This is a genomic window from Clostridium sp. CM039, from assembly GCF_055081075.1.
In genome coordinates this window covers 2,106,987-2,131,591 of sequence record NZ_CM143649.1, presented here as the reverse complement: position 1 = coordinate 2,131,591, position 24,605 = coordinate 2,106,987, and the positions used below count along the sequence as shown (strand labels likewise).

The 24,605-nt window shown below is 30.9% G+C and carries 24 protein-coding genes and 1 other annotated feature; of the genes, 14 read left to right on the top strand and 10 right to left on the bottom strand.

Going from position 1 to position 24,605, the window contains the following annotated elements; all coding sequences use genetic code 11:
* The first annotated feature begins 61 nt into the window (after positions 1–61).
* Positions 62–1,522 (top strand): IS1182 family transposase, encoded by a 1,461-nt coding sequence (locus ACWJJ2_RS10020; protein WP_268064015.1) that lies wholly within the window; start codon positions 62–64, stop codon positions 1,520–1,522.
* Positions 1,523–1,801: 279 nt separating this feature from the next.
* Here ACWJJ2_RS10020 and ACWJJ2_RS10015 read toward each other — a convergent pair whose 3' ends face one another.
* From ACWJJ2_RS10015 to ACWJJ2_RS10005, 3 genes are all read right to left on the bottom strand, one after another.
* Entirely contained in the window at positions 1,802–3,268 is a 1,467-nt protein-coding gene (locus tag ACWJJ2_RS10015) for a DUF7852 domain-containing protein (RefSeq protein ID WP_462953211.1), read from the bottom strand.
* Between the two features lie 199 nt (positions 3,269–3,467).
* Positions 3,468–4,220, bottom strand: coding sequence for a CsxC family protein (locus tag ACWJJ2_RS10010; RefSeq protein WP_216302674.1), 753 nt, complete (start codon positions 4,218–4,220; stop codon positions 3,468–3,470).
* Between the two features lie 155 nt (positions 4,221–4,375).
* Positions 4,376–5,182: a CsxC family protein gene (locus ACWJJ2_RS10005; RefSeq protein WP_462953210.1), complete on the bottom strand. Its 807-nt coding sequence runs from the start codon at positions 5,180–5,182 to the stop codon at positions 4,376–4,378.
* 278 nt (positions 5,183–5,460) lie between these two features.
* On the opposite strand from ACWJJ2_RS10005, the gene ACWJJ2_RS10000 reads away from it, so the two are divergent.
* Entirely contained in the window at positions 5,461–5,778 is a 318-nt protein-coding gene (locus ACWJJ2_RS10000; protein ID WP_216302676.1) for an ATP-dependent Clp protease adaptor ClpS, read from the top strand.
* 2 nt (positions 5,779–5,780) lie between these two features.
* Positions 5,781–8,078, top strand: coding sequence for an ATP-dependent Clp protease ATP-binding subunit ClpA (clpA, locus tag ACWJJ2_RS09995; RefSeq protein ID WP_462953209.1), 2,298 nt, complete (start codon positions 5,781–5,783; stop codon positions 8,076–8,078).
* 60 nt (positions 8,079–8,138) lie between these two features.
* Here the strand turns inward: clpA and ACWJJ2_RS09990 are convergent, their stop codons facing one another.
* Complete coding sequence (locus ACWJJ2_RS09990) at positions 8,139–8,507, bottom strand: VOC family protein (protein ID WP_462953208.1); 369 nt, start codon at positions 8,505–8,507, stop codon at positions 8,139–8,141.
* 204 nt (positions 8,508–8,711) lie between these two features.
* Between ACWJJ2_RS09990 and ACWJJ2_RS09985 the strand changes: the two genes are divergently transcribed.
* The 4 genes from ACWJJ2_RS09985 (at position 8,712) to asnS (ending at position 12,804) form a co-directional block, all read left to right on the top strand.
* Positions 8,712–9,461, top strand: a complete 750-nt coding sequence (locus tag ACWJJ2_RS09985; protein ID WP_462953207.1) for an MBL fold metallo-hydrolase — start codon at positions 8,712–8,714, stop codon at positions 9,459–9,461.
* A 239-nt stretch (positions 9,462–9,700) separates the two neighbouring features.
* Positions 9,701–10,564 (top strand): YitT family protein, encoded by an 864-nt coding sequence (locus ACWJJ2_RS09980; protein ID WP_220286467.1) that lies wholly within the window; start codon positions 9,701–9,703, stop codon positions 10,562–10,564.
* An 84-nt stretch (positions 10,565–10,648) separates the two neighbouring features.
* Positions 10,649–10,882: a hypothetical protein gene (locus ACWJJ2_RS09975; RefSeq protein ID WP_216302681.1), complete on the top strand. Its 234-nt coding sequence runs from the start codon at positions 10,649–10,651 to the stop codon at positions 10,880–10,882.
* A 188-nt stretch (positions 10,883–11,070) separates the two neighbouring features.
* Positions 11,071–11,346, top strand: a binding site (T-box leader).
* Between the two features lie 66 nt (positions 11,347–11,412).
* A complete protein-coding gene (gene asnS, locus ACWJJ2_RS09970) occupies positions 11,413–12,804 on the top strand; it encodes an asparagine--tRNA ligase (RefSeq protein WP_216302682.1) in 1,392 nt (463 codons plus the stop codon).
* 348 nt (positions 12,805–13,152) lie between these two features.
* Here the strand turns inward: asnS and ACWJJ2_RS09965 are convergent, their stop codons facing one another.
* From ACWJJ2_RS09965 to ACWJJ2_RS09950, 4 genes are all read right to left on the bottom strand, one after another.
* Positions 13,153–13,323 (bottom strand): DUF362 domain-containing protein, encoded by a 171-nt coding sequence (locus ACWJJ2_RS09965; RefSeq protein WP_165414303.1) that lies wholly within the window; start codon positions 13,321–13,323, stop codon positions 13,153–13,155.
* A 135-nt stretch (positions 13,324–13,458) separates the two neighbouring features.
* Entirely contained in the window at positions 13,459–14,502 is a 1,044-nt protein-coding gene (locus ACWJJ2_RS09960; RefSeq protein WP_462953206.1) for an IS30 family transposase, read from the bottom strand.
* A 451-nt stretch (positions 14,503–14,953) separates the two neighbouring features.
* Complete coding sequence (gene tkt / locus ACWJJ2_RS09955) at positions 14,954–16,945, bottom strand: transketolase (protein ID WP_216302683.1); 1,992 nt, start codon at positions 16,943–16,945, stop codon at positions 14,954–14,956.
* 150 nt (positions 16,946–17,095) lie between these two features.
* Positions 17,096–17,827: a YesL family protein gene (locus ACWJJ2_RS09950; RefSeq protein ID WP_216302684.1), complete on the bottom strand. Its 732-nt coding sequence runs from the start codon at positions 17,825–17,827 to the stop codon at positions 17,096–17,098.
* A 272-nt stretch (positions 17,828–18,099) separates the two neighbouring features.
* On the opposite strand from ACWJJ2_RS09950, the gene ymfI reads away from it, so the two are divergent.
* From ymfI to cysS, 4 genes are all read left to right on the top strand, one after another.
* Positions 18,100–18,840, top strand: coding sequence for an elongation factor P 5-aminopentanone reductase (gene ymfI, locus ACWJJ2_RS09945; protein ID WP_462953205.1), 741 nt, complete (start codon positions 18,100–18,102; stop codon positions 18,838–18,840).
* 126 nt (positions 18,841–18,966) lie between these two features.
* Positions 18,967–19,296: a hypothetical protein gene (locus tag ACWJJ2_RS09940; protein ID WP_216302686.1), complete on the top strand. Its 330-nt coding sequence runs from the start codon at positions 18,967–18,969 to the stop codon at positions 19,294–19,296.
* 198 nt (positions 19,297–19,494) lie between these two features.
* A complete protein-coding gene (locus ACWJJ2_RS09935) occupies positions 19,495–19,626 on the top strand; it encodes a hypothetical protein (protein ID WP_258280570.1) in 132 nt (43 codons plus the stop codon).
* 370 nt (positions 19,627–19,996) lie between these two features.
* Positions 19,997–21,403, top strand: a complete 1,407-nt coding sequence (gene cysS / locus ACWJJ2_RS09930) for a cysteine--tRNA ligase (protein WP_220286465.1) — start codon at positions 19,997–19,999, stop codon at positions 21,401–21,403.
* Between the two features lie 82 nt (positions 21,404–21,485).
* Here cysS and ACWJJ2_RS09925 read toward each other — a convergent pair whose 3' ends face one another.
* A complete protein-coding gene (locus tag ACWJJ2_RS09925) occupies positions 21,486–21,629 on the bottom strand; it encodes a hypothetical protein (protein ID WP_165413030.1) in 144 nt (47 codons plus the stop codon).
* 240 nt (positions 21,630–21,869) lie between these two features.
* Between ACWJJ2_RS09925 and ACWJJ2_RS09920 the strand changes: the two genes are divergently transcribed.
* From ACWJJ2_RS09920 to ACWJJ2_RS09910, 3 genes are all read left to right on the top strand, one after another.
* On the top strand, positions 21,870–22,364 hold the full coding sequence (locus ACWJJ2_RS09920; RefSeq protein ID WP_462953204.1) for a hypothetical protein: 495 nt from the start codon (positions 21,870–21,872) through the stop codon (positions 22,362–22,364).
* 20 nt (positions 22,365–22,384) lie between these two features.
* On the top strand, positions 22,385–23,215 hold the full coding sequence (locus tag ACWJJ2_RS09915) for a type I phosphomannose isomerase catalytic subunit (protein ID WP_462953203.1): 831 nt from the start codon (positions 22,385–22,387) through the stop codon (positions 23,213–23,215).
* A gap of 169 nt (positions 23,216–23,384) precedes the next feature.
* Entirely contained in the window at positions 23,385–24,080 is a 696-nt protein-coding gene (locus ACWJJ2_RS09910; RefSeq protein WP_253198144.1) for a peptidylprolyl isomerase, read from the top strand.
* A gap of 74 nt (positions 24,081–24,154) precedes the next feature.
* Here the strand turns inward: ACWJJ2_RS09910 and ACWJJ2_RS09905 are convergent, their stop codons facing one another.
* Positions 24,155–24,601 carry a hypothetical protein gene (locus tag ACWJJ2_RS09905; RefSeq protein ID WP_220319907.1) on the bottom strand — a complete coding sequence of 149 codons (447 nt, stop codon included), beginning with the start codon at positions 24,599–24,601 and terminating at the stop codon, positions 24,155–24,157.
* Positions 24,602–24,605: the final 4 nt, after the last annotated feature.

Genomic DNA, 24,605 nt, shown 5'->3' with positions numbered 1-24,605 from the left:
GGAATTTTAAAAGATATGTCGAATTAGTATAGTAGAATAAAATAAAAGGGGCTAAACTATTATGCTAAAAGGACAATTGGAAATAAAAATAAATACATACCATAGCTTATATTCGTTAATTATTCCGAAAGATAACATTTTAAAGCAAATTAATGACCTTGTTGACTTTTCATTTGTTTATGACGAATTGATGATTAACTATAGTTCATCTATGGGTAGAGGTGCTATTAACCCCATAATGCTATTTAAATATTTACTTTTGAAAGTAATATATGAATTGTCTGATGAAGATGTTGTTGAAAGAACTCTTTATGACATGTCCTTTAAATATTTTCTAAATTTAGCCCCAGAAGAAACAAATTTAATAAACTCAAGTACACTAACTAAATTTAGAAAGCTTCGCCTTAAAGACATGAATTTATTGGATTTATTAATAAACAAGACTGTAGAACTTGCTATAAAAGAGGGAGTTTTAAAAAGTAAAGCAATAATAGTTGATGCTACGCATACCAAGTCACGTTATAACCAAAAGTCAGCAAGCGAGGAATTATTGAAACGTGCAAAAAACTTAAGAAAAACATTGTACGGAGTACATCCTGGTATTAAAGAAGAGTTACCTAATAAAGTTACAACTGGAGTACTTGAAGATATTCTTGAGTACTGCAAATTATTAATTGATACCATAAACGAGAAGCCAGAAACTGCAGCAAATCCAGCTGTGAAAACTAAATTAAACTACTTAATTGAAGCTATTAATGATGACTTAGAAAATCTAAAAATATCAAAAGATGAGGATGCAAAAGTGGGGCATAAAACTGAGGATAGTTCTTTTTTTGGATATAAATCACACCTTGCTATGAGTGAAGAACGTTTAATTACAGCAGCTGTTATTACAACTGGCGAAAAAAGTGATGGAAAGGAGCTCATAACCTTAATAGAAAAAAGCCGTGAGGCTGGTATAGATGTAAATGAAGTAATTGGAGATACAGCTTATTCTGAAAAGAAAAACCTAGAATATACAAAAGAAAATAAAATTGCATTAATTTCAAGACTAAATCCTGTAATTTCACAAGGAATGCGAAAAAAAGAAGATGAATTTGAGTTTAATAAAGATGCTGGTTTATTTGTATGTCCGGCAGGTCATATGGCTATTAAAAAAGCAAAACAGGGAAAGAAGAATGTTGGTAAAAATCAAGTGCTAACCTACTATTTTAATGTAGAAAAGTGTAAAAATTGTGTTCATAAAGATGGGTGTTATAAAGAAGGCGCTAAATCTAAAACTTATTCAGTTTCAATAAAGTCAAATACTCACAAAGATCAAATAGAGTTCGAAAAAAGTGAATATTTTAAAAAACGAGCTAGGGAACGTTATATGATAGAGGCTAAAAACAGTGAACTTAAGCACCAACATAGCTATGATGTAGCAATATCGTCAGGCTTAATTAGTATGCAAATTCAAGGTGCATTATCAATCTTCACTGTGAATCTAAAGAGAATAATTAAGTTGAAAAGCATGAAATAGGGCTTTTAAAACTTAATTATAAAATAAAAAGCATGAGATATCCAAAATATGAATATCTCATGCTTTTTCTATTCAAGCTTGAAAACTCTACTAAATAAAGAGTGCTTTTTTCAGCGGCCTCGCTACCTTGGGGGTTTTACTGTTTAAGGTTTTTAGAGAATATGATCTAGTATAATAGAGTAAATTGTGAAATGAAGTTTATTAGGAGAGTAAAATAAAATTTAATCAACATATAACAGTTTTGCCATGTTTTTTTATTTAAACATTACTATAAATTATCTATTTAGTTTTTTTATAGTTTATGGCTACATCTTGTTCTTGAAGTAATGTTAATGAAAGATTTATTATTATGTTTTCTTTGATAGTATTAAAATTGATTTCTATAGGAAAGTCTTTATTAAATGGCGTTTTATCAACAAGGGTATATGTTTCATAAATTTTAGCTTTTTCTATTTCGCAATTTATAGGTGGAACACTGCAATCTATATATCTATCACATTCTATATTTTTTTTGTATAGATAATCACCATAACCTTTATTAACATCTAAACAATCTAATGAGACATAAATTGGTATATAATCTAGAGGATTTTGATTAGAGAAAATGGGGGGGACTTTATACTGGATCAAAGTAGTGCATTTAAAAGGAATATAAATTATAAGAGATTCAGTATCTAAATTAATTATACCATCGTGAACATCTTTAGCTATAGAGGAATCTACTTTGTTTCTTACAAAACCTTCTAAAAAAAGTTTTCCATTTAAGGAGGGAGAAATATCATCTTTTTTATACAAAGGTATAAGCTTACTATTAGTTAAGTATACGTCTTTTTTCATGTTTTTTATATCTAAGGCAGCGTTTTTTAATCTAAATGTTGATTCAATAGGAATATCTATGGTTTTTTCTGCAATTATGAGGGGGAAGGTCGATACTAAGCTTTTACTGGGGTTAGTATTTATACTTCCACGGATATCATAAATACAATCGGGAGTAGTATTAATGTCACCTTCTTTTTTTATACATTCTGTATCAGTTTTAATAATTAATTTGCGTGTAGGAAGTATAAATTTTGTAGTAATTTTATCGTTTGTATTTTTTTGTACACTTAAATTATTTTTATGCTTGATATTTGTTAACCTGTTTTTAAATATCTTATTAATATCTTCATTATAAGATGATTGTTGTAAGAGTTTTAAAATAACTAGCAGTTTTGACATAATTAATTTATCGCAAATAGGAGGTATAGAATCTGAGTCATCTTCAACATTTACTTGTTTAAGAGGCGGTATAAAATCTAAGTCATCTTCAATATTTACTTGTTTAAGAGGAGGTATAAAATCTGAGTCACCTTCAATGTTCACTTGTTTAAGAGGAAGCATAAAATCTGAGTCACCTTCAATATTTACTTGTTTAATAGGAAGTATAAAATCTGAGTCACCTTCAATATTTATTTGTTTAAGAGGAGGTATAAAATTTGAGTCACCTTCAATATTTACTTGTTTAATAGGAAGTATAAAATCTGAGTCACCTTCAATATTTACTTGTTTAATAGGAAGTATATATTCTACATTCATTCTATCTTTTGCATTTTTTTGTAAGCATAAATTATTTTTGTGATTAACATTTGTTGAGACTTTTTTAGATGATTCATTAAAAATTATAAAACAATTTGGTCGTTGCAACATATTCAAAACAATAAGTAACTTCATCAGCCTTGATTTATCACAGTTATTTTTTTCCTTCATTCAAAAATGCTCCTTTATTATAAGGGTCAGAAATATTAAATAAAACGGGCTAGATAGCATACTGTAGAGTTATTTTATTTCATATGCCTTATGTAATTAAATATTATTGAATATGGAATACGTATTATATTAATTATATATAAATAACCGTTCTTCTAAAGAATTATATTATTTTAGAAGAACGGTTATATCTAAATGTCTATAGCGGAATATTCACTTGTTGCAATTGTAATACTTTAACTCTAACATATACAACCATTTTTTCAATTACTTTATTATAAAGTTTTACATTTGAATTAGTTTTATGGTACATAGGATCTGTATTCATATCGTCCTCAAAAATTCTTACTCCTTCTAATTCACAGTATGGGCTTTCAGTAAAAGTTATATTATCTTCAAAAGATTGCTCACATGCTGATTTTCCAATAAGAGTTTCTTTGCAGTCATCATGGCACATACAACTACTTAATAAATCTATTTCGGTTTGAGCGCTGCGAACGTTAACTACTGGTGGTACAACATATTGAACTTCTGTTACAGTTGTAAATTTGACATCTACGGTTGTATGAGCTATTCTACCACTTACAATTTTATCGTCGATACAGTCAGCAGTAGCATATTCTATATTTTTTCTTACAAATCCACTTATAAATAATTTGCCAGATCTTAGAATGCCATTTTCAATTACTCCTGATCTTGGAAGTAACTTGCATTGAGTTAAATATACATTTTTCTTTATTCTTTTAATTTCATAGAATGGTTCGTTCAATCTAAACTCAGCCTCGACATCTATTTGAATTTCCCTTTCGCCGAGAACTACAGGAATTTTAGCTACTAGAGGGCCATTAATTCCAACTGGTCTGATAGTAGTTCCACTGCTTAAAGGTAATGTTTTTGAACTAATAACTTCACCACAATTATCGCAAGGGTGAAGAGTTTGATTATTTTCCAAAAGTAATTCCTCCTTTTTTTTCAGGTCTTATGACCTTCTACATACTATGTAGAAAATAAAGAAAGTGTTACTTTAAATATATAAATAACCGTGCTTCTAAAGGAAAATATCTTCTTTAGAAGAACGGCTATATCTAAATGTCTATAGTGAAATATTTACTCGCAGAAATCGCAATATTTACTCGTAGTGCAAATGGGGTTAACTGGATCATCATATGGTATATTTACCTGTTGTAATTGTAATACTTTAACTCTGACATATACAACCATTTTTTCAATTACTTTATTGTAAAGTTGTACTTTTGAATTAGTTTTATGGTATATAGGGTCTGTATTCATATCGTCTTCAAAAATTCTTACTCCTTCTAATTCACAGTATGGGCTTTCAGTAAAAGTTATATTATCTTCAAAAGATTGCTCACATGCTGATTTTCCAATAAGAGTTTCTTTGCAGTCGTCGTGGCACACACAACTACTTAATAAATCTATTTCAGTTTGAGCCCTGCGAACATTAACTATTGGTGGTACAACATATTGAACTTCTGTTACGGTTGTAAATTTGACATCTATTGTTGTATGAGCTATTCTACCACTTACAACTTTATCTTCGATGCAGTCAGCGGTAGCATATTCTATATTTTTCCTTACAAATCCACTTATAAATAATTTTCCGGATCTAAGAACACCATTTTCAATTACTCCTGACCTTGGAAGTAATTTGCATTGAGTTAAATATACATTTTTCTTTATTCTTTTAATTTCATAGAATGGTTCGTTCAATCTAAACTCAGCTTCGACATCTATTTGAATTTCTCTTTCGCCGAGAACTACAGGGATTTTAGCTACTAGGGGGCCATTAATGCCAACTGGTGTAATATTAATTCCACTGCTTAAAGGCAATGTTTTTGAACTGATAATTTCACCACAATTATCGCAAGGGTGAAGAATTTGATTATTTTCCAAAAGTAATTCCTCCTTTTTTTAGGTCTTATGACCTTCTACATACTATGTAAATAATAAAAAAATGGTTCATTCAAACATCAGTATATTTTAAATGCTAGATATGAAATATAAAAGTATAGAATAGTTGAAATAATATAGGTAAATGCAGTAATATATAAACAAGTAGGATATAATAGTCTTGGAGCAAGGTATAGAAAATAAAATAGACTAGAATGTGAATAGTTATTTTTTTAGATTATTAAACATAAATTTTAATAAAAACAGTGGGGTTGTTAATTATGTCAGAAAAAAGGACCTTCGATGAGGAAATTATTATTAAAGAAAAAATAGAAATGAAGATTAAGAAGCCTAGTAAGTACATGGTGATAATTCACAATGATGATTATACAAGTATGGAGTTTGTTGTGCAGGTTTTAGTTGGGGTTTTTAAAAAACAGGTTGTGGAAGCCACAAAAACCATGTTTGAAGTCCATAAAAAAGGTAGTGGCGTTGCAGGGATATACAGCTATGATGTAGGTATAACAAAAATTGATCAAGCTATGGATATGTGTGAAGAAAGTGGATTTCCACTGAAACTAACCTTAGAAGAGGAGTAATTATGCAATTAGATAATATAGTAAATGAGATTATTACTGCGGCTTTTAATGAAGCTCAAATGTCAAATCATGAATACTTTACACCAGAACATATTCTTTACGCTTCTTTATTTTTTGAAGAGGGAATTGAAATAGTAGAGAATAGTGGCGGGAATGTTAAAAGACTTAAAAAACAAATAACAAAATTTTTAAAGGAAAATATAGAAATCGTAGAAGATGTAGAGCCGATCCAAACAATTGGAATTCAAACCATTCTATCAACGGCTGCAGATCATGTTATGCTTTCGGGTAAAGAGATAGTTAAGATAGGCGATGTGATTGTGGCCATGTATGATGATGATGAAAGCTTTGCTTCTTATTTTTTGCGGAAACAGCAAATGAAGAGAAGAGATCTTCTTAATTATATAGCTCATGGTATCTCTGTGGTAGATACTTTTGATTTTGATTCTACAACAGATAATGAGATAGAAGAGCCGGTGAGATTTACTGACAATGAAGAAGATATAGAATACACCTATGAAGAGGAAATTGAAAATCCCAATGATAAGGAAAATTTTTTAAGTAACTTTACTGTAGAGTTAACAGAACAAGCAGGCAAAGGAGAGATGGATCCTCTTATAGGGAGACAAGATATTCTGCTAAGAACCTTACAGGTATTATGCAGGAGGCTTAAAAATAATCCGGTGCATGTAGGGGAACCTGGAGTAGGTAAGACTGCTATTACTGAAGGTCTTGCACAATTAATTGTAGAAAATAAAGTGCCAAAGTTATTGCAAGGGAGTAAAATATATTATTTGGATATGGGTGCTCTTCTCGCAGGTACAAAGTATAGAGGAGATTTTGAAGAACGTATTAAAAAAGTGTTAAGCGAAATTAGTAAGGAAGAAAAACCTATAGTGTATATAGATGAAATCCATACTATAGTTGGAGCAGGTGCAGTTTCTGGAGGATCTATGGATGCTTCTAATATTTTAAAACCCTTTCTTGCAGATGGTAAGGTAAGATTTATTGGATCAACTACTTATGATGAATATAAGAAACATTTTGAAAAAGACAGTGCACTGGCTAGAAGATTTCAAAAAATCGAGGTGCCAGAGCCTTCAGTTGAGGATACTTTCGATATTCTTATGGGGTTAAAAGATAAATACGAAACTTACCATAATGTTACATACAAAGATGAAGCTTTAAAAATAGCAGTAGAATTATCTAGCAAGTACATTAAGGACAGATTTCTTCCAGATAAGGCTATAGATATTATGGATGAAGCAGGTGCTTATGCAAGGCTTTATGCTGAAGACAATGAAGAGACTATTCTTATTACGGTGGGTGCAGTGGAAAAAATAGTAGCTTCTATTGCAAAAATTCCAGAGCAAAGTGTATCAAATAATGAAATAGATATACTGAAAAATCTAGATATTAATTTAAAGAAACAAGTTTTTGGGCAAAGAGACGCTATAGACACTTTAGTAAGATCTATAAAGCGATCTAGGGCAGGTTTTAATGAAGAAGATAAGCCAATAGCGTCGCTCCTCTTTGTTGGTCCTACAGGGGTTGGGAAAACAGAAATAAGTAAACAATTGTCGATTAGCTTAGCTATTCCACTTATTAGATTTGATATGAGTGAATACCAGGAAAAACATACTGTTGCAAGGCTTATCGGTGCACCACCGGGATATGTAGGTTATGAAGAGGGCGGAATGTTAATTGAGGCTATTAAAAGAAATCCTTATTGCGTGCTACTTCTAGATGAGATTGAAAAAGCCCACCCCGATATATTTAATGTGTTATTGCAGGTTATGGACTATGCAACATTAACAGATAATACTGGTAAAAAGGCGGATTTCAGAAATGTGATTTTAATAATGACTTCTAATGCAGGAGCGAGAGAGGCTGGCAAACATGTAATTGGGTTTGGAGACAAAATGGAGTCTGGGCAAGTAATTACTAAAGAAGTGGAGCGAGTATTCTCACCCGAATTTAGGAATAGATTGGATAACATAATTGTATTTAATAAAATTGATGAAGCTATGGCTCTTCAAATAGCTAAGAAGGCAATGAAACAATTTGAAGAAAAACTTTTAACTAAAAATATAAAATTAAAGGTTACAGATAATTTATATGATTGGTTAAGTAAAAAGGGTTTTTCCGAGGATTATGGCGCGAGAGAAATCAATAGAGTGGTCCAAAAAGAAATAAAGGCTTATTTTGTAGATGAAGTGCTGTTTGGAGACCTTTGCACAGGCGGTAGTGCAATAGTTGATATTGTGGATGGTAAACTTACAATTATTAAAGGAAATTAAAAAAAAGATGTTGCTAATAAAAATAGCAACATCTTTCTATTTAAATTTATATTATTATTTCTATTTTCTAGGAACAACCTCTGTCCAGTAACCATCTGGATCTATAATGAAATATATTCCCATAGATTTATTTTCATAGCAAATACAACCCATTTTTTTATGGTATGAGTAGGCTTCATCAAAATCGTCTGTAACTACAGCAAGGTGGAATTCATTTTCCCCTAAATTGTATGATTGCGTTCTGTCCTTAAGACAAGTAAGCTCTAACTTATGATTAGTTGTTTCATCACCTAAAAATACAAGAGTAAAACTACCATCTGATGGATGAAATCGCCTAGTTTCTATAAATCCTAAAGCATTTTTATAAAATTCCACGCTTTTTTCTAAATCCAATACATTTATATTATTATGATCGAAAGAAAACTTCATTTAATATAACCACCTTTTCATATATCGTGTAGCACACGCTACACTGATTAATATATCACATATGCCATAGAATCATTATATGCTTACTTAAATTTTATTCATAGGAGTTTAAAAATAAAAATATCTGATTTGGAATATATTTATATTTGCATAGAATGTATGATATGAGTTTACTATCACAAAATTATGAAGGAGTGAAAATATATGAGAGAAATAGAAACAAAAATATACTATATATACCATAGTGGGTTTGCCATTAAAACTAAAAATCATTTTTTAATATTTGATTACTATAAAGAACCTGTAATAAATGATAAAGCCCATAAGCAGACAGCATTGTTATCATCTGAAAATATTAAAGACATGAAAAATGTTTATGTGTTTTCATCACATAGTCACGAGGATCATTTTAATTCTTGTATTTTGGATTGGGAAAATTATAATAGTGATATACAATACATACTTAGTAATGATATAAAAATAGATAAAAATAAATCGAATTATAGATTTATAAAGGAAGGTGAAGAAAAATTATTTAAAGACGTTTATGTAAAAGCTTATGGTTCAACTGATATTGGAATATCTTTTTTAGTAAAATTTGATGGGGTAACTATTTTTCATGCTGGAGATCTTAATTGGTGGCACTGGAAAGAGGACAGTTCAGAGGAGCGATCTGAAGCAGAGGCTTCATTTAAAACTCACATAGAGAAATTAAAAGAAGAAAAATCTATCGACATAGCTTTTTTTCCAGTAGATCCAAGACTTCAAGAGTTTTATTATATAGGCGGAGAATATTTTGCAAAAGAAATTAGGCCTAAATTACTTATACCTATGCATTTCGGAGATGAAGTAGCTATTACTAAAGAATTTGCTAGTATAATGAGAAAAATTAACATAAAATCAGTTGAAATAAATCATCCTAGGCAAGAGATAATATATAAAAAATATTTTTAATATATATGGATAGAAATAGTCAGTTATGTCTATAATTTAAATAACCAAATAAAAAAGCATCACATGCAGTATTTTTTAGTCCCCCTAAATTAATATTACATGTGATGCTTTTTATATTTAGATGGATTTATGATGCAAAACTTATAAAATAATTAAAAACTATAATTTCTATTTACATAATTTTATAATTGTGATACTTTATTATTATAAAGCAGTAAGTAGAAAGTAGGATAGATTAAATGAGAACAGAAACTAAAAATGAGAACGTTTTAAATTATATTTACATTATTATCGGGACTACAATACTCGCAGCAGGCATAAATATGTTTTTGGCAAAATTTAAATTAGTAACAGGTGGAGTAGCAGGTATTGCCATTGTTATTCAATATATTGCAGAAAAGCATTACGGAATAGGAGTGCCTCTATGGTTTACTAATATTGTGATAAATATACCATTGCTTATCATTGCTAGAAAACTTAAGGGGAAAAAATTTGTCGGTAAATCCTTGTTTGCTGCGGCATATCTATCTTTCGCGTTGTTTTATACAAGCTTTATACCGATGCCACAGGTCGATATTTTGTTGGTTAGTATATTTGGTGGAGTATTTGTTGGTATAGGCTTAGGGTTTGTATTAAGAGCATCCGCTAGTACTGGAGGAACTGATTTAGCTGCAAACATCATAAAGGTTTATTTAAAAAATATGCCAATAGCTAAAATTATATTAGCTATTGATTCGATTATAATACTAACAGGTGCTTTTGTATTTGGTGTTCAAAAAGCTATGTATGCACTAATATCTACTTATATAGTTAGTAAGGTTATAGATGGTATACTTGAAGGAATAAATTATTCTAAAGCGGTATTTATTATTTCAAATAATTCTAAGGAAATAGCGGAAATATTAATGAAGGATTTAAAGAGAGGTGTAACAGGAATAAATGCTACTGGAATGTATACAAATGGACCCAAACAGGTGCTATATATAGTAGTTGGTAAAAATGAAATAGTGCCTCTTCAAAAAATGGTTAAATTAATTGATGCCAACGCATTTATTACTGTTGCAGATGTAAGAGAAGTATCGGGAGAAGGATTTACAAAATAAAATACAAGTATAATAGGCAACATTTTCAAAGTATATTTTGAAGTCTTCATGTAAAGACTAAATTTAGAAAGGAAGTGATTATACATGGATGATAGATTAAATAGTAAACCTATTATATTTGACCACCCAGAGAAACTTACGCAGGGTGTATCTTTAGAAAAAGATGATGTTGTAGCAAAAACTTTCATTAATGAAGAAGATGGATGTGTGAAATGTAACATTGTTCTTGAAAATAAGGTTACTGGAGAAACGGCAAAGAGAGATGAAGTTATTGGTGAGATAGTTGAAGATGAAAATGAAGATGAAGAATTTGATTAAATAGATATGCTTGTTTAAAAGAATTATAATATATATAATTAAGAGAAAAACTTAAGGGATGCCTAAAATGATTGAAAAATCATTTTAGGCATCTATTTTTATTATAAAAATATTTGACATTTATTATTAAAAATATTATAATTTTAATTGAATATAAAAATAATTGATACATATACTAATATTTAAATATAAAGACTGTGAAGAGAAGAGTAGATATAAAAGGGTAGTAATAGCGAGTTGGTGATGGTGAAAGACCAATACGAAGTTTATATCGAAGAACATCTCAGAGTTTCTAACCGAAATCTTTAAGGTAGTAGGCTTAGACGGCTCCAATCCGTTAACTGTTGGGCAGTATCAATTGTATAACTCGTATCAACGAATATATAATTCTGTACTGATTAGATTGGTCATATTATATGACAAAACTGGGTGGCATAGCGAAATTATAGCCTTTCGTCCCTTTATTATTAAGGGATGGAAGGCTTTTTTTATTATTAAGGTAAATATAAAATTATAAGGAGGGCAATTTTATGGAAAAATTGTTAGTAAAACAAATTTATAGAGAAAAAGAAAAATATGAAGATCAAGTAGTATCTATCTCTGGATGGATAAGAACTTTAAGATCTTCTAAAGCGTTCGGGTTTATAGAAGTTAATGATGGAAGCTTCTTCAAAAATATTCAGGTAGTTTTTGAGGAAGGCTTAGAAAATTTTGCTGAAATAGCTAAATTACCTATAAGTTCATCTTTGACTATAGAAGGGAAACTTGTTGTAACGCCAGAAGCTAAGCAACCATTTGAGATTAAAGCTACTAAAATAGTTTTAGAAGGGATGTCAAATACCGATTATCCATTGCAAAAGAAAAGACATTCTTTTGAGTATTTAAGAACTATTGCACACTTAAGGCCAAGAAGTAATGCTTTCTCAGCAGTGTTCAGGGTGCGTTCATTAACTGCTTTTGCTATACATGAGTTTTTTCAAAAGAGAGGATTTGTATATACCCATACACCAATAATAACTGGTAGTGATTGCGAAGGTGCGGGTGAAATGTTTAGAATATCTACCCTTGATTTTAGCAATATTCCGCTAGGCGAAGATAAAAAAGTTGATTACGCGCAAGACTTTTTTGGTAAAGAAACTAGCTTAACTGTAAGTGGACAGTTAGCAGCAGAGGCTTTTGCTTTAGCGTTTAGAAATGTTTATACTTTTGGGCCAACATTTAGAGCAGAAAATTCTAATACAGGAAGACATGCAGCTGAGTTCTGGATGATAGAGCCTGAAATAGCATTTGCGGATTTAAAAGATGATATGAAACTCGCAGAAGACATGATGAAATATATAATAAAATATGTTATGGAAAACGCTCCAGAAGAGATGGAGTTTTTCAATAGTTTTGTAGATAAAGGTTTAATTGAAAGATTAAATGGTGTTGTAAACGCAGAGTTTGGACAGATAACATATACTGAGGCTGTGGATATTCTACAAAAATCAGGAAATGAATTCCAGTACCCGGTAACTTGGGGCTGTGATCTTCAAACTGAGCATGAAAGATATTTAACAGAAGAAGTGTTTAAAAAACCATTATTTGTAACGGATTATCCAAAGGAAATAAAATCTTTTTATATGAGAATAAATGACGATAATAAGACAGTTGCAGCAATGGACTTACTTGTACCGGGAATAGGAGAAATTATCGGTGGAAGCCAAAGAGAAGAAAGACAAGATATTTTAGAAGCTAGAATGGAAGAATGTGGTCTTAATAAAGAAGATTACTGGTGGTATTTAGAGTTAAGGAAATACGGCGGAACTAAGCATGCTGGATTTGGACTAGGATTTGAAAGAGCTATTATGTATATTACAGGTATGAGCAACATCAGAGACGTTATTCCATTCCCAAGAACAACTGGGTCTGCTGAATTTTAACGACATTTCAGAAGGAAAGTCTCCCATTTGTATAAGTGGGAGTACCTACTATAAGTAGGCGTTATTTGCCCTAGCAAATAGAAAACTTTAGTGGGAGTATAAATCTCCTTCTGAAGTCATCAATGCATCTTCTGCGAAGCTGTCGCGGCTCCGCAGGAGATGATTTAATAGTAAATTACAATATTAAAAGCAGCTCCCTATGTGTAGAATAGGAGCCGCTTTTAATTTAGAAATCTGATAGCACATGCTAACCCTGGGGAAGGGTTTCATAATATAACAGAATAAAAAGATACAAGCTACTGACAAAAGTCAGTAGCTTGTATCTTAATCATAAGATCTATGTTCTAATTAAGCCTCAACTGGAGCGCCTGTAGGACAAACACCTGCACAAGCTCCACAATCGATACAAGTATCAGCATCGATAACAAATAGTGAATCTCCTTGGCTTATAGCGTTAACTGGGCATTCAGGTTCGCAAGCTCCACAGCTTACACATGCATCAGTAATTTTATATGACATAATAATCAACCTCCTTTTTAACTAATTTACTACATAATATCATAATTGGGCTAATAAATAAAGAGTTTTTTAGAAATAGAAGATGGTTGTAGATTGCAATATAAAATGTCCGAAATTTTCAAGAAAAATATAATGTTAAGTTGTAATGGTTTTCTGTTCCATCATATTGGCAGATAAACCGTTGAAAATCCTTCTTGGATAATTGTTGATCCAGTGCTGTATTCGCATAATTTGTTTTTTAGAGAATGCTGAAATATCCACACCTTTTGGGATAAATCGTCGTATCATTTTATTGATATTTTCGTTTGTGCCTCGCTCCCATGAACTATATGGGTGAGCATAATACACTTTAGTTCTCTTTCGTTTATTTCTTACTGAGTTCTCAATACCCTCGAAATCAAGGTTCTCACAGCCGTTATCACAGGTGATTGTTTTAAATGTTTTCGAGAATAACATTCCCATTTTACGCTCCAATTTGTCCAATTCTTTCACGACAGCCGCCTGTGATTTAGATGGTATTTTAAAGACTAACTCCTTACGAGTTACTCTTTCACTTAACACCATCAAGACAGTTTTTGTACCCTGTTTGCCAACTACAGTGTCCATTTCCCAGTGGCCTATCTCATCACGTGCAGCTACCGCTGCAGGTCTCTCCGATATGCTAGTTCCTTTGGTATTGTTATACGCTGATCTTATTTTTTTATAGTTTCTCTTTTTAGCATTCTTTTTAACAGGCAGATCTTTGTTACTTATATTTAAAAACAAATTATTATCCAAATAGTTATACACAGTTTTGAAGCAAATAGTTGTTTCAAATTGTAGATCTTTATTTGTGATATTTTGAATAGCTGCATACGGAGATTCGCCATCTATACCAATAGCTTTTTCATGATCTTTTCCTATTTTTAATGCAGGACCTTTAGCGGTACCTTGTTTGTCATGCTCTGACTGCCCAATTTCTGCGCTATATTCCATGCGAGTGGTTAAGTCACTATTCAATAGTTCTACAATTCCTTTAGCAATTTCACGCCTTATTGTACGTTCTGAACGCCCACCTATTTGCTCCGCAATACGAGTTGAATTAAGTCCCATTTTGTGTAAAGCTTCTAACTTTATGCGTTCCTCGTATGTTATGTGTTTACCTTTTCTGCTCTGTGTGATAAAATCTAATTGACTCATTTGAAATCCTCCCGTATATGTTGGTTTAGTCACTTAACATTATACAAGAGTATTTCTCTTGAGTCTTTATTTTTTGTTACTCTTCGGTCATTTCATTATACAACTTACCAAATAGAAGATGGTGGAACATATGTAATAATTAATGGGGGTATTAGTAATTCTATATGGCATAATTATTTTGCTTATTTTTATATGTTAAATTAAATAAATATTTATATTAATAATTTATAAATGCTTTTAAAATACAATATTAAATAAACTGCATTAAATAATAGTTACAGCTAAAAACTAAATTTAAAACAGTTTATTTAATACATATGGTAGTTAGTAACTTTTAGCTGTATCTATATTAATGATGAGCTCATCTATCTAGCTGTGAGTTAATAACTATTAATAATATTATGTGTAAGATTTAAAAAATTATTCAGAATAAAATTATAACTTAATTAAATTACTTACGGAGCAATTTAATTGCTCTATTAACAACATTTTCTGTTGTAAAGCCGAATATTTTGAATAAATCGTCGGCTTTACCTGAAGCTCCAAATCTATCAATAGAGATTACATCTCCGTCTATTCCAACATATTTATGCCAACCAAAGGAAGAAGCGGCTTCAACTGCCAAGCGGGATCTTAGGTCTGATGGTAATATAGATTCCCTGTACTCTTTTGATTGGGCATCAAACAAATCTAAGGATGGCATACTTACTACTCTAGCTTTGATACCACGGTCATTTAATATCTTAGCTCCTTCATAAATAAATTCTACTTCAGAACCAGAAGCCATTAAAATTATATCAGGGTTTCTACCTTTTTCTTCATAGGTTTTTAAGACATAGGCACCCTTTAAAGCTTCAATTGAGGTTTCTTCATACAAAGGTAGATTCTGCCTTGTTAGTATTAATGCAGTAGGAGTTGTTTTTGAAGTCATTGCAGCATAAAAGCCAACAGCTGTTTCTCTTGAATCAGCTGGTCTAAAGACATTGAAGTTTGGTAGAGATCGCAAAGCTGCAAGCTGTTCAATTGGTTCATGAGTTGGACCATCTTCACCAACTGCTATACTATCATGAGTTAAAACATAAATTACTGGAAGACTCATAAGGGAAGATAATCTCATTGCACCCTTCATATAATCACTAAATACAAAGAAAGTTGAAACAAAGGGTTTAAGACCTCCATGAACATATATTCCATTTGCAATAGCAGCCATTGCATGCTCTCTTACTCCAAAATGAAGGTTAGTGCCAGTTCTATCTTCCATAGAAAAATCACCTTTGCCCTCCATATAGGTTTTATTAGAAGGAGCAAGATCTGCTGAACCACCTATAAGGTTTGGTACATGTTTTGCTAATATATTTATTATTGCGCCAGAAGAGTTTCTTGTTGCTGCTGTGCCTTCAAACTTCCACATATCTTGGATCTTAAGTAAATCAACAGAAAGTTCTCCGCTTTGCCATGCTTCATATTCCTTAGCAAGTTCAGGATTTTTTTCACTATACTGCGCATAAAGTGTGTTCCAAGTTTCTTCTTTTTCCCTAAGATCTGACTTTACATTTTCCATATGATTAGTTACTTCATCGGGAACTGTAAATGGATCGAGGTTCCAGCCTAGGCATTTTTTCATTTCAGTTATATTAGATTCTCCTAGTGGTTCCCCATGTGCTGAGGCAGTACCTTGTTTTTTAGCACAACCGAATCCAATAATAGTTTTAATTTTAATAAATGTAGGTTTATTTAACTCAAGTTTTGCAGTTTCAATGGCACTACTTATTGCGTCCATATCATTGCCATCTTCTACATATAAAACCTGCCATCCATAGGCATCAAATCGTTTACTTACGTCTTCTCTAAAAGCGATATCTGTATTTCCTTCTATAGTTATACTATTTGAGTCATACATTAAAATAAGTTTTCCAAGTCCTAAGGTACCTGCCAGGGATGCTGCTTCTCCAGAGATTCCTTCCATATTACATCCGTCACCACATATAGCATAGGTATAATGATCCACAATAGTATATTCTTTAGTATTAAATTTTGCTGCAAGATGGCTTTCGGCTATTGCCATACCTACCGCATTAGCAATACCTTGTCCGAGTGGTCCTGTGGTAACTTCAACACCATTTGTATGACCATACTCAGGATGACCGGGTGTTAAACTTCCCAATTGTCTAAAATTCTTTAAATCTTCAATAGTTAGACCATATCCAAAAAGATGAAGTAGAGAATATTCTAGCATTGATCCATGCCCAGCTGACAATACAAATCTATCTCTATCCTGCCATTTTGAATTGCAAGGATTATGCTTCATATGCTTCGCCCATAATGTATATGCCATGGGTGCCGCTCCGAGCGGAAGCCCTGGATGTCCAGATTTTGCTTTTTCTATTGCCTCAGCTGATAAAATCCTTATAGTATCTACGGTTAATTGTTCAATTTTACTCAATGTAAATTCCTCCTTGTTATATATCTTAATTATTATGATATTTCAAATTATTTATAATAGATATATGTCCTATATTTAATATAAAAGATTACTCTCTGTATTGCAAGGATATATTGTTTTTTATCTGATTTGAAGTATTATTTAATGGTTTTATCCATTTTGGCCTTCTTCCTGAATTTTCTCAGTATTTTTTTTAAGATTATACTCAATTTCCAATAGTATTTTTTGCTGATAGAACATTATTAAATAACAGATGATACTTGATATAAATACTAATATAAAGGTAGAAACTTTAAAAAATATGAGTATTACAACCAAAAAACTAGCTAAATTCAAAATTGTAATATGAAATTTACGAATGGTATAGTAGGCAGCAGTTTTAAAAATATCTTTTGTACTTAAATAAAATCTTGAGATTATTGGGAACACATAAAGACTCATTGAAAAAATAAAAGCTACAACTATAAAAATAAAAACAGTTAAAAATTTTGGGTAACTACTTGAAATAACCAATTTGATGTCAATAAATAGTATAGATAGTGTAATTATTTCTAGAGACCAAAAGAATAATGATTGGAAAAAGTTAACTTTATAAGCCTTAAAAAAATCTTTCGTAATATTTATATCTTTTTCCCGGATAAGTTTGCCCATAACACTAAGAAGAGCTGTTGCGGCAGGGCCTATTGGGATACAACATATAAGGATAATAGAAATAAACCCCTGTGGAATTGTATTTGAACCATTAGAAAAGAGTGCAATTAATATGAAAAGTAGTGGAATATTGAGAAGTAGAAAGTACAGATTGCCCAAGAAAAACCAAAATATATAATTAGTTATCGTATATATAGGTCCTTCACCAAATTTTCTTTTTAAATTAGCCATTTTTCCCTCCAACTGCATTTATCAAATGCTACTGTGTAAATAGGTATAATAATTTGGATTTTTTTATAACTAACTAAAATGTAACATAAATTGTGTGAAATTTAAATAGGTAGAAGTCATAAAAAAGTTGATTGAATTTTGGAATTCTGAACAGAAGAATAATTGAATAGATAATTATTTACAAGATATTAAATGAAGGGATGTTTTAATATTTAGTAAATTAGCGGTATAATAAATAAAAAAGAAAACATTTTAAGTTAGGGGCGGTATATATGAATTTAAAAGGTAAAGTAGCTATAGTTACAGGAGCATCTAGAGGAATTGGGAAAGGTATTGCTATAGAGCTAGCTAAGGCTGGGGCTTGCGTTGTTATAAATTATAAAAGCAATGATGAAGCAGCTGAAAAAACCTTGCAGGAAATTAGAGAGCTAGGAGCTTATGCCTTGAAAATTAAAGGTGATGTAAGTGATTATGAATTTTCAAAGGGTATGATAAAAACTACTGTTGAAAAATTAGGTAAAATAGATATTTTGATAAATAATGCAGGGATCTCAAAGGTCGGGCTGTTTATGGATGATATGCCAGAAGAATGGGACAATATTTTAAATGTAAATCTTAAAGGCACAATTAATTGTTCGCACAGTGCTGTTAAAGCGATGATAAAACAGAAAAGTGGAAGCATAATAAATATATCTTCAATGTGGGGTAATGTAGGTGCCTCTTGTGAAGTGATTTACTCAGCATCTAAGGGTGCGATTAACTCTTTTACAAAGGCACTAGCTAAGGAACTTGCACCATCTAATATTAGGGTTAATGCAATAGCTCCAGGGGTTATAGATACAGAAATGAATGGTTGGCTAACTGATGGCGAACGCAAATCTTTAACTAATGAAATACCTATGATGAAATTTGGAGAAGTGCGAGATGTTGGCATGCTTGTAACCTTTTTAGCTAGTGAAAATTCAAAATATATTACTGGACAGGTGATAACAATAGATGGAGGAATGCAATAATAATATTATTAATAATTTATTAATACTTTCTTAAGCAATCTCTAATATTAGATTCTAATTATATGTTATAATTAGATTAATATTTAATAAATAAATCTTATGAAATGAAAGAAGGCTAGGATTATCATGGAATATACAAAGGGCAGAAATATAATTTCAAAGTTATTTAAATCAGTTTTATCAATTGGTACATTTATTGTTTTATTAATAACATTACCTTATATAGCTATCTTTGTTATTAAAGCCTTATTTGCAATTTTAGTTTTTGGAGCTTTAGTATGGTATAGTTTTAAACTAATAAAGGGTACTAAAAATTTCATCTACAAATTAAGTACAAAGAAAAATTTTGCTGCGAAAGCTGATATGTTTAGTAGTGATAAAGATACTTCAGATTCCATTGATATTAATTATGATGATAGTGTTATTGTTGATGTTGATTATGAAGAGATACTATAAGGCACATTCTAATTAAGATAAATCAAATATATAAATGATCTTTTAAAAACCAGTCTATATTTTAGATTGGTTTTTGTTTTCTAGATTCTATAAGAAATAAATTTATGAGAATGGGTTCTACAATTATAATTAGGTAGAATATTTTTTTTGAAAATAGCGAAACATATAAATAGCAATATAAATAAAGGAGATGTTTTTATGCCTAAAGATAGCCAACCTGACAATAAATTTTCTAGATTAGCTAAAAGTAATTATGATACTCCTATAACTAGAGAATCTGCAAAAAATCAAAATGCTACAACAAAAAAACAGTCTGCTGACAGAAAATAAAAAGAGCAGAGCATATAAACTTTTGTCTATATGCTCTGCTACTTTTATTTTATAGGAAATCGAAGAATTATAAATAATTTAAATAACGTATCTGCAAATTTTATAAATTAGAAGCAAATAAAAGATTATTAACATAATTTATTGCATTATCTTATTATTATGTTAGAATTTATATATATGTTATTGTTTTAAGATTCTAAATAATTAGAGTTACTTTTGTATTTGAAAATCTGTGCTTGTTTATACTTTGAAGTTTAAAGCTGCAGCATGCCTGTAGCTTTTTATATTTTAAATGAAAAGATTAGATTATTAGTAAGAGTTTCCGGAAAGCTTTGGATACTTTTGTACTATTTAAGAAGGAGTGAATATATTGAGTTTTAATGTTTATAATACTATGACTAGAAATAAAGATGAGTTTGTACCTTATAAAGAAGGTAAGGTGGGAATGTATACTTGTGGACCTACAGTGTACAACTATGCACATATAGGCAATTTAAGGACATATATTTTTGAAGATGTACTTAAAAAATCCTTAGAGTATTTTAATTATAAAGTTAAACATGTAATGAATGTAACTGACGTAGGGCACCTTCAATCGGATGGGGATGAAGGGGAAGATAAAATGGCATTAGGTGCAAGCCGTGAGCATAAAACAGTATGGGAAATTGCTAAGTTTTATGAAGATGCTTTTTTTGAAGATTGTAAAAAACTTAATATAAAAAGACCTACTATTGTATGTAGAGCTACAGATCATATACAGGATATGATAGATTTTATAAAAAAACTTGAAGAAAAAGGATACACTTATGTATCTAATGGAAATGTGTATTTTGAAATTGACAAATTTGAAGACTATACTAAGCTTGCAAACCTTAGCATAGATGAACTGAAAGCAGGAAGTAGAATAGAAATAGATCCTAATAAGAAAAACCCACTTGATTTTGTACTATGGTTTACAAACTCTAAGTTTTCTAATCAAATTATGCAGTGGGAGTCACCATGGGGCAAGGGGTTTCCAGGTTGGCATTTAGAATGCTCGGCAATGTCTGTTAAATATATTGGTGAATGTTTAGATATTCACTGTGGTGGAGTGGATCATATTGCGATACATCACACTAATGAAGTAGCTCAATCTGAAGGAGTATTAGGACATAAATGGGTAAAATACTGGATGCATGGAGAGTTTTTAGTACTAGATAGTGGTAAAATGTCAAAATCTACTGGGAATTTTTTAACTGTAGCAAGACTTGAAGAAGAAGGATATAGTCCTCTTGATTATAGATATTTCTGTCTTCAATCTAAATATAGAAAACAGTTAGTGTTTAGTTTCGACAGTTTAAATGACGCTAGGAATGGCTACAAAAAACTTAAAGAGAGAATTGCTACTGTTTTAAACTCTATAAATCAAAATGATGTAACGAGTGGTGAGAAAACTAACGCATACAAAGAAAAATTCTCATCATATATCAGTGATGATTTAAATATAGCAAATGCTTTCACTGTACTTTTTGATGTTTTAAAAGATGGTGAACTTAATAATAAGGAAAAAGCTATACTTATAGAAGATTTTGATAAAATATTCTCATTAGATCTTATGACAATTGAAAAGGAAGATACAAATGTAGATGAAGAGCTTATAAATAAGCTTATAATTGAAAGAACTGACGCAAGAGAGAGTAAAAACTGGGCAAGAGCAGATGAGATAAGAAATGAATTTATAGCTATGAATATCGAACTTTTTGATACTAAGGAAGGAACGACTTGGAAAGTTAAATAAGTATGAATTAATAAGGCATCTATGGGCAATAATCATAGATGCCTTGTTTTATCTAAACTAAATAGGATGGACCGAGTAGGAATTATTCTATTTTACTTCTTTTTGAAGCCGCCTGGATTTTTTCATCGCTGCCAAGTCGTTTTGGTAATCTAGCATCATCATTTTTCTTAATCATAATTTGCTCTTGGGTAGTGTAATTGTAGTTTTTTGAATCTTTTCTTGCCATGGATATTGCCACCTTTCTAAAGTTTAATGAAATATTAGTTTCTCCAATATTCAGAGTATAATGCATCTAAATTATAACTAAATTTCCAATGTTTTTACAAAATAATAGAAATTAAATTAATAATGTGATAAAATTTTAAAAAAGGAAGTGATAAGAAAATTTAGTTTATAATATTATGTATAGCTTAAGGCAGAAAGTAATATATTTTAAATAAAACAATTAAAATCTGAGGTGATAAATATGGATAGATCAGCTTTGAAAGCTTCAATATTAATTGCAGTTATTGGTATGATTTTAATATCAGTTATATATTTTAGACCGGTGAGCATTGAAAGAAACTATGGTGGATATATGTATGATGAGAATAGTGAATTTAACAAATCAACTGAAATTAAGCTTGTTGGAGAATTAAAAAAGAAATTATCTTTGAATTATGAATTTACTGGAAGTGTAGAAGTAGATGGTATTAAAGAGAAGGTTATTCTAAAGAGAATATGGGCGAAGAACAATGTTTTTAAGACTACGGGATATAGCACTTTTATAGAAGCTAAAAATAGTAAAACAGGGCAATATGAAGTGACTGGAACGCTTAATACATCAAAGAACTTCAATGAAATACTTATAAGAGTAGCTGAAGTAGATAACAAATATAATGGTAAATTTGATATTTGTGGGCCAAGTAGTACTGTGAAAGAGGCAAAAGGTATAATAACAAATATGGGGAAAAATAATTAACGTGTATTGGAGGAGTTGTATTGTCTAAAGAATTAATTTTAAAATTAAAGCCATACTTAAGTGAAAAAATATGGGGATGGGAGAAATGGGTACTTTCATGTCATGAAGAGGGAAATTCTACGGTGCAAGAAGGAATTTATGAAGGACGAGAATTGTCTGAAATTTTAGGATGTGGTAGTGATTTTCCTATACTAAATAAAATTATAAAAGCAGAAGATACCTTATCAGTACAAGTACATCCAAATGATGATTATGCTAAAAGGGTTGAAAATGCTAATGGAAAAACAGAATGTTGGTATATATTGGAAGCTAAAAAGGGAGCGACTTTAGTATCAGGAATAAAGAAAGGTTTAAATAAAGAAAAGCTAAGGCAAATTATAAAAGAAGGTAAACTAGAAGATTATTTAGAACGAATCAATATAAGCAGGGGAGATTTCATCTACATACCAGCGGGTACGGTACATGCTATAGAATCTGGTGTAAAGCTTATTGAGGTGCAACAAAATAGCAACATTACTTATAGACTTCATGACTGGGGACGAGGCAGAGAAGTGCATATTGAAAAATCCTTAGATGTTATAGATTATGATGGTAAGAATAAAGGTGGAAAAATTGATAATTTTAATAAATTAGAGACACCTTATTTTAAAGTGGAAAAAATTATTGTCAATAACAATTATATAGACATAGTTAATGATAGTTTCCATAGCTACACTGTAATATGTGGCGAGGGAGTAATAAAAGTGAGTAATGAGCAAATGAAATTAAAAGAAGAAGAAACAGTTTATATATCAAAAGGAATAGAGTATACACTTGAAGGTAATATGGAATTAATTAAATCTAGTGTGTAGAGGATTAATGACATTTAAAAGGAAGGTCTTAAACTTCTACAAGTGAGGGTTCCGTGTTATAACAAAAATAAAACTTCAGTGGGAGTGAAAATCTCCTTCCGAAGTCGTTAATATTGTAGCTTCGCGGAAGATAGTTAATGCTAGGCGAGATATGAAGGAGCGTTTAAAAATGAAAAGGATGAAGTTTTTAAAAAAAACAATGATATTGGGTACAGTGATTTTTGTGTTTTTGGCAGCTGGATGCGCTAATACGGAAAAAGATAATGTCGATAGTAAACCTAAAGCAACAAAAGAGGTAGAACCTACTCCAGTAGTTAAAAAACAAACAGAAAAAGGAGCTAATGACAAAAATCCAATGGTTACTATAGTAATGGAAGATGGCTCGACTATTAAGGTAGAATTATATCCAGAAATTGCACCGAATACAGTTAGAAATTTTGTTTCTTTAGTCCAGAGTGGTTATTATAATGGATTAATTTTTCATAGGGTAATACCAGGTTTTATGATACAAGGAGGAGACCCAGAAGGAACGGGCACGGGCGGCCCCGGGTATACAATAAGCGGCGAGTTTAGTAATAATAGTTTCGACAACCCTTTAAAACATGAAAGAGGAGTAGTATCTATGGCTAGAAGTGCTGATAAAGACTCAGCTGGTTCACAGTTTTTTATAATGATTAAGGAAAGTAGCAACTTAGATGGTGATTATGCTGCTTTTGGTAAGGTTACAGAAGGTATGGAAACAGTGGATAAAATAGTAGCTGTTGAGACTGGGAGTAATGATAAACCTAAAAAAGATCAAAAGATGAAAAAAGTTACTGTGGACACGTTTGGAGTAAAGTATGGTGAAGTTGAGAATGTAAAATAAAATTATAAGAAATGCCCCTAGTGAGTTAAGTTCACTAGGGGCATCTTTTATATGTTTCGTGATTTTAAATTACATTAATACGAAGATTTTGTCTGTTTTTCATAATTATCTGTACATTTAGATTGGTTTTTAAAAATTCTTACAAATCTAATAGAGAATATATCACACATTACCAGATCATTTGAACCACTTTCTTGAATGACAATAAAACTAATACCAACTTCTTTTAATATGCCTTCGCGATCAACCCACATACCAGTTCCAATTAAAAATTCTACTTTTATATATTTACCTATTTGGGTAGATAACCAACCTTGATTATAAAGTGGATTATCTACTATGGGTGAGACAGGTGGCATTTCACGGTGCTGGTTACTATCAGGGGTTGGCATCGCAGGTCTTTCTCTTGTATTATCATCTGTACCAAATTTTGGAATAGGTGCCATTGGGGGTTCAGAAAACACAGGAACACTGTCCCACATTGGAATTTGATTAAAATTGTTAGGTGGTGCTATAAACATAAAA